Consider the following 6285-nt stretch of genomic DNA (forward strand, 5'->3'; position numbering starts at 1 on the left):
CGCCATGCTGGCCGGGATCGCGGCCCTGCCGCTCCCTGCCTGCAGCGCCACCCCGGATGCCGCCTCCCGGACTGGATCCAGTCCGACTCCACCCGCCTCGAAGCCCTCCACATCGGCGCCTGCCGATACCCGTACGGAGCGTGAGTTCGGCAGACTGGAGCGGAAGTTCGATACCCGGCTGGGGGTCTACGCCCTCGACACCGGCAGCGGCCGGACCGTCACCCACCGGTCCGACGAACGCTTCGCCTACGCCTCCACCTGTAAGGCACTGCTCGCCGGCGCCGTGCTGGACAAGAACTCCCTCCGGCAGATGGACCGGCTCGTGCGCTACGGCCGTGACGATCTCATCAGCAACTCGCCGATCGCAGAGCGGCACGTCGCCACCGGACTGACCTTGCGCGAGCTGTGCGACGCCGCCGTCCGCTACAGCGACAACGCCGCGGCCAACATCCTTTTCCGTGAACTCGGCGGCCCTCGGGGCCTGCAGGACGCCCTGCGCAGCCTTGGCGACAACACCACCCGCTGCGACCGCTACGAAGTCGCGCTCAGCGACGCGGTCCCCGGTGACCCCCGCGACACCAGCACGCCCCGCGCCCTCGCCAACGATCTGCGCGCGTACGTCCTCGGCACCGCGCTCCCCACAGACAAGCGGGCCATGCTGACCGACTGGCTCAAGCGCAACACGACCGGCGACCACACCATCCGTGCCGGTGTTCCTGACGGCTGGCAGGTCGGAGACAAGACCGGCACGGGCGGCTATGGCACCCGCAACGACATCGCCATCGTCTGGCCACCCGACGCCGCCCCGATCGTCCTGGCCGTCCTCTCCCGCCGCGACACGAAGCACGCCGTACCCGACGATGCCCTTATCGCCCGCGCCGCCGAAGCCACCCTCGCCGCAGTTGCTTATGGGCTGACCCGCGATTGATTGGGGTGTGCTGGCCTGAGGTTTGGCTGGTGTGTGACTCTGAAGGTCGTCGTGCGGACGTGCACGGCTCCGTCCGCCACGCTCAACAAGGGCCTGTGGTAATCGTCGGACGCCACCGTCATCTACGACACCGAAGACGGCGGGCAAGGGTGCCCAGGCGTGGAAGCTGACCGGTTCGCCGCTCCTGCACTGACCACCCACCGGGGTCCTGAGTACTTCTACTCATGACCCCGGTCCGCTTCTGAGGGACGGTAGAGGCGATGGGCGACATGGCGGAGGCGGCGGGGAAGGTGCAGGTGGCTTTTCGCCGGAGCCAGGCACCCCGTTCAGTGCGGTGACGGTTTCGGGTCCAGGGCGTTGCCGACGGTGCAGCCGCCCTCTCCGGGCATCCGCTGGATCCGGGGCGGCACCCACACCTCGGTGGCGCCGGGGCCCACGCGGGCAAGAAGGCAGTCCTGCGCGTCGAAGCCGTTGCCCTTTACCGACAGGAGAACGCCGACCCGGCCGCCGTCCGCCTTCACCTCGGTGCGGATCGCCGGATGCAGGTCCAGGGCGGCGAGCGTACGGCGCACCTCGGCCTCGTCCACCCGGCCGCCCTCCGGCACCCGGGGAAGTTTCGCGCGGAGCTCCTCGTACGGCAGCCGGGGCGGTTCGGGTGGCGGGGCGAAGGTCAGCGGAGGGCGATGCGGGCAGTCCACGTCACGGGGATCCTCACCCCACTCCGACTTGGGCGACACCCGCACCGCGAAACAGCGCCGCACGGCGACCTCCTCAGGGTCGAGCCATCCGTTGTACGCCGAGCCGGACGTGCGGACGACCACGTCGACGCCGTCCCCGTCGTGTGTCGAGGTACCCGTTACCCGCAGTACCTCCACCCCGTCGATGCCGGAAGCGGAGCGCCCGACCTCCTCCGCCGTGCGCGGACGCTGGCTGTAGAGCCGCTCGCCCGCCTTCCTGGCCACCTCCCGTGCGGCGTCCGTCGCCTCGTCCTCGGAGGACTGCACCACCCCGCAGCCGGCGGTGAACAGCAACAGCGGGGCGAGCAGCAGCAGTCGGCGCATGCGTCCACCCTTCCGGCGCCGCGCGCGGCGGGCGACCGCTCGCGTACTCAGACCGGCGTAGGTGATCGTACTCAGCCGGTGCGGCGATCAGACGTGGGCGCACCCCGTGAGGTTCCGGCGGCGGGCGTACACCTCGATCTCGATCCTCATCCGGGGGTCGGCGAGGCCGCAGACCATCATCTTGGCGGCGGGCCGAACGTCGCCGAAGCGGCCGCGGAGCAGGGGCCAGCACGGCTTGAAGTCGTCGCGGTTGGGGAGGAGATAACGCACCCGGACGACGTCCGCGAAGGTGCAGTCCGCTTCCTTCAACGCGTATTCGATGTTGCGGAGGCACTGCTCGGCCTGCTCGACGACGTCGTCCGAGATGGTCATCGTGCGGTAGTCGAAGCCGGTCGTCCCGGATACGTGCACTCAGTCGCCGTCGACCACGGCCCGGGCGTAGCCGATCTGCTCCTCGTAGGTCGATCCGCTGAGGATCGCGCGTCGCTCGCTCATGCGGGGAACGGTAGGAGGGGCCACGTGAGTTGTCTGGATTGTGATGACCAGTCAGGCCCGTGCGGCCATGTCCCATCCTGCCTTCTGCTTCCCTGGCGGACGACGGCCGGGCCACTGGGCGATTCAGGGCGCGCGGGCGTTTTACGGAGGCCGCCTCGCAACGGGCGGTGGGCAGGCGGTGTACTCACCCGTATGGCATCTACCCCAGCCCCTGTCGTTCCGGACTGGCCGTACTGCGGTGACGGCGTCACCAGCGGGGACCGCGCCGGCTGCATCGGACGCTCTGTCGACCCGCACCCGTCCTGCCTCGTACACCTCTCCGGCCTCGACCGCGACACCCACCTCGCGAGCCTGAACGCCGGCGACGACATCGACTACCGGGGCACGAGCTTCACCGACCAACTGATCGACCAACTACTCAACGCCCTCAGCGACCCCACCACAAACCACCCACGCCTCGGCGACGCCCGCTTCGAGTCGGCCACCTTCACGGGCAATGCCGATTTCGAGTCGGCCACTTTCACGGGCGACGCCCGGTTCCACTTGGCCATATTCACCGGCAACGCCTGGTTCGAGTCGGCCACCTTCACTCGCGAAGCGCAGTTCGACTCGGTCACCTTCACCGGCACTGCCGGGTTCGAGTCAGTCACCTTCAACGGCGCCGCCCGGTTCTACTCGGCCACCTTCACCGGCGCAGCCTGGTTCCTCTTGGCTACCTTCACCGACGCCGCCGTGTTCATCTCGGCCAAGTTCACCGACGCCGGGTTCCGGGCGGCCACCTTCACCGATACCGCCGATTTCAGGTCAGCCGCCTTCATCGGCGACGCCCGGTTCGCGTCGGTCACCTTCACCGGCACCGCTCAGTTTCGGTCGGCCACCTTCGCCGGCACCGCCAATTTCGGGTCGGCCTCCTTCAACGGCGCGGCCCGGTTCCACTTGGCTGCCTTCACCGGCGCCGCCGATTTCGAGTCGGCCACCTTCGCCGGCACCGTCGATTTCGGATCGGCGATCTTCACTGGCATCGCCGATTTCGAGGCGGCCAGCTTCACCGAAGACGTCGATTTCGGCGCGGCAGTGTTCGAGCGAGCGGGGGAGTTGGGGCCGCTGGTCTGCGGGAATACGGTGTTCCTGTCGGGGGCGAGGTTCAGCGGGCCGGTGACGCTGTCGATCGCGGCCCGGCGCCTGGAGTGTCACCGGACGCGCTGGGAATCAACCGCCGCGCTGCGACTGCGCCATGCCGACGTCGACTTCGCGCACGCCGTCTTCGAATACCCCCTGAGCATCGCCGCCGAGCAAGCCCACTTTCGCCACTCCCGCGGAACCCGCGGCTCCGTCGTCCCGGACGATCCCCTCGCCGGCACAACCGGCTCCGGGGTGCGGATCGTTTCCCTGCGCGGGGTAGACGCCGCCCACCTGGTACTCGCCGACATCGACCTGACGCAATGCCAGTTCACCGGGACCGTCCACCTCGACCAGATCCGCCTGGAAGGCAACTGCACCTTCGCCATCGTCCCGGCCCGCACGCAATGGCGGCGGCTCCGCCCTCAGCGGTTCACCCAGCGCCGAACCCTCGCCGAGGAACACCACTGGCGCTCCCGTCAGCCCACCGCCGTTACAGGCTGGCAGCAGGCTATCCCCGACACCGGGCATACCGAACATGTCGGGCCCGCGCAGCTCGCCCCGGTCTACCGGGCGCTGCGCAAGGCATTCGAGGACAGCAAGAACGAGCCGGACGCGGCAGACTTCTACTACGGCGAGATGGAGATGCGCCGCCACGATCACAACCGGCCGCGCGCCGAACGGGCTCTCCTTGCCGCGTACTGGGCGCTTTCGGGATACGGACTGCGCGCCACCCGCGCCGTGGTGTGGCTGCTGCTCGCAATGACCGGCACACTGCTTGTGATGATGCTCTGGGGTCTGCCCGCCGACAGCTGGAAGCCGGAGACCGTCGGCAGCCTGTCCGGCCGGCAAGTTCGACTGCCCACCGGGAAGCCCGACCCGGTCAACCCCACGAACGCCCTCCACGAGCGCCTCTCCACCAAGCGTTTCGAGGGAAGCCTGCGAGTGGTGGTCAACTCGGTGATCTTCCGGTCTTCCGACCAGGACCTCACCACCGCCGGCACCTACACCGAAATGGCCTCCCGCCTGACCGAACCCGTCCTGCTCGGCCTCGCTGTCCTCGCCATCCGCGGACGTATCAAGCGATAAGGGCACTGACCAGCGGGAATGACCCAGACCCAAGTCAGCCATCTCATCAACCGGCCACAGGAGGACAAGGTCGGGCGTGGCGGGTGGCATCCGGGGCGGCCGGGCTCGTTGCCGGCGGACACCTCGGGCCGGATGGGAACGAAGCGGCCCACCGTGAGATGGGCCGCTTCGTCAGTCGGGCCGGCCGGCGCACCAGCGGGGGCTGCCTGGCAGGATCGCTGTCCATGAGCTCTGATCAGTGGAGTACTCACGGGGTCGAGCTTGGGTCCCGTAGCGCGATCAAGCGGTTTCGGGGCGAGCATCGCGAGCAAGCTGAGCGTCGCCGAGGACCAGGCGGCCGCGCGGGATACCGGGGACGGTGATTCGGCCACGGCCGGCGACGTGGAGCCGGGACGGGTGGTGCCGCACCGCAAGGACGCGGCCGGACCACGGGCCGCAAGGCCGCCCGCGGCAAGCCGCTGACCGCCGCCCAGAAGGAGGCGAATCGCCTGGTCAGCCGCGAACGTGCGGCCAACGAGCACGGCTTCGCGAACTTGAAGGCCTGGCGGGTGCTGACGAAGGTCCGCATGAGCGCGGCGTACGCGACCACGCTGCTGCGAGCCCTCCTGGTACTCACCGGCCTCCAGTCCACCCGCTGACAGATGATCAATCCCAGAGATCATGCTGCCCTGCCAGCACGGGTACACCCAGCCGTCACCACACCAGAACCCTGACCAGCCAATTCAGGATGAAACGAGCTCACTGGAGGGGCAGACCCTTCGGGTCGGTGAGGCCGACGGGTTCGGCGCGGACCGCGGCGGTCCAGGCCGTGGGGTCGCAGCCTCTGCCGTTGGGGTGCTGCTCCTTCAGGTTCGCCTCGGTCTCGTCGGTCACGATCTCCTTGCCGTCGACGGTGGACGTGACGGTGAGCCGCACCTGGACGGGGCCGGGGCCGTCGGCCTCCGGGAGCGGGATCGCCAGCAGGTTCGCCGGGTCGTCCGGGTCGCCGGACTTCCGTTCCTCACAGACCTCGCCGGCGCAGAAGCGGAGGGTGGCCGCGTTCGCCGTACCGAAGTCCGAGGGGCGCCAGACCAGCGAGACCTGGGAATCCATGCCGACGAGGGTGCAGGCGGTCTCGCCCGTCCCGGAGCAGCCGGTCAGGATCGATGCCGCCAGCAGGGCGGGCAGGACGAATCGTCTCATCTCAGTACCTCGCGACCAGGCCGGGAAGGGCGCTGTTGGCCAGCCCGACATCGGTGAAGATCAGTTGACAGGGGTCGAACAGGCCGCCGCTGTGATCGCTGCCGCCACCGCCACCGCCCGAGATGATGCCCTTGGCGTAGGCCCGCCCGGAGCTGTCCACGGTGTAGACGGGGCCGCCGGAGTCGCCCCCGATGACACAGGCGCTCGAGGTCTTCTTGGCGACGACCATGTTCCGCGCGATGGTTCCTCCGCTGTACTTCACGGTGGCCTGGGTGGCGGTCACCTTCCACCCGCACCGTTCTCCGGTCTGCATTCCGCCGGTGCACACCTTGTCGCCGCTCTGAGCCCAACGCCGCCAGTAGTCGTGAACCTCCCGGGACGAGGTGGAGTTCTGCCCGCCCTTGAAGATCC

Annotated in this window: 4 protein-coding genes and 3 pseudogenes; 3 read left to right on the plus strand and 4 right to left on the minus strand. The window is 69.1% G+C overall.

Features of this window, described 5'->3' with window-relative positions; genetic code table 11:
* Window positions 1–4 precede the first annotated feature (4 nt).
* Window positions 5–928, plus strand: a complete 924-nt coding sequence (gene bla, locus ACWD6R_RS32235) for a class A beta-lactamase (protein WP_451821946.1) — start codon at window positions 5–7, stop codon at window positions 926–928.
* Window positions 929–1254: 326 nt separating this feature from the next.
* Here the strand turns inward: bla and ACWD6R_RS32240 are convergent, their stop codons facing one another.
* Both ACWD6R_RS32240 and ACWD6R_RS32245 read right to left on the minus strand, forming a co-directional pair.
* A complete protein-coding gene (locus ACWD6R_RS32240; RefSeq protein ID WP_451821943.1) occupies window positions 1255–1989 on the minus strand; it encodes a translation initiation factor IF-2 in 735 nt (244 codons plus the stop codon).
* An 87-nt stretch (window positions 1990–2076) separates the two neighbouring features.
* A pseudogene (locus ACWD6R_RS32245) lies at window positions 2077–2484 on the minus strand (RidA family protein).
* Window positions 2485–2508: 24 nt separating this feature from the next.
* Between ACWD6R_RS32245 and ACWD6R_RS32250 the strand changes: the two are divergent.
* Together ACWD6R_RS32250 and ACWD6R_RS32255 are read left to right on the plus strand one after the other, a co-directional pair.
* Window positions 2509–4692 carry a pentapeptide repeat-containing protein gene (locus tag ACWD6R_RS32250; protein ID WP_451821944.1) on the plus strand — a complete coding sequence of 728 codons (2184 nt, stop codon included), beginning with the start codon at window positions 2509–2511 and terminating at the stop codon, window positions 4690–4692.
* A 452-nt stretch (window positions 4693–5144) separates the two neighbouring features.
* Window positions 5145–5330 (plus strand): annotated as a pseudogene (locus tag ACWD6R_RS32255) (hypothetical protein); the annotation flags it as partial.
* A 100-nt stretch (window positions 5331–5430) separates the two neighbouring features.
* Here the strand turns inward: ACWD6R_RS32255 and ACWD6R_RS32260 are convergent.
* Window positions 5431–5874, minus strand: coding sequence for a hypothetical protein (locus ACWD6R_RS32260; RefSeq protein WP_451821945.1), 444 nt, complete (start codon window positions 5872–5874; stop codon window positions 5431–5433).
* 1 nt (window position 5875) lies between these two features.
* Window positions 5876–6285 (minus strand): annotated as a pseudogene (locus tag ACWD6R_RS32265) (hypothetical protein); the annotation flags it as partial.

Source organism: Streptomyces sp. NPDC005151 (assembly GCF_053599875.1).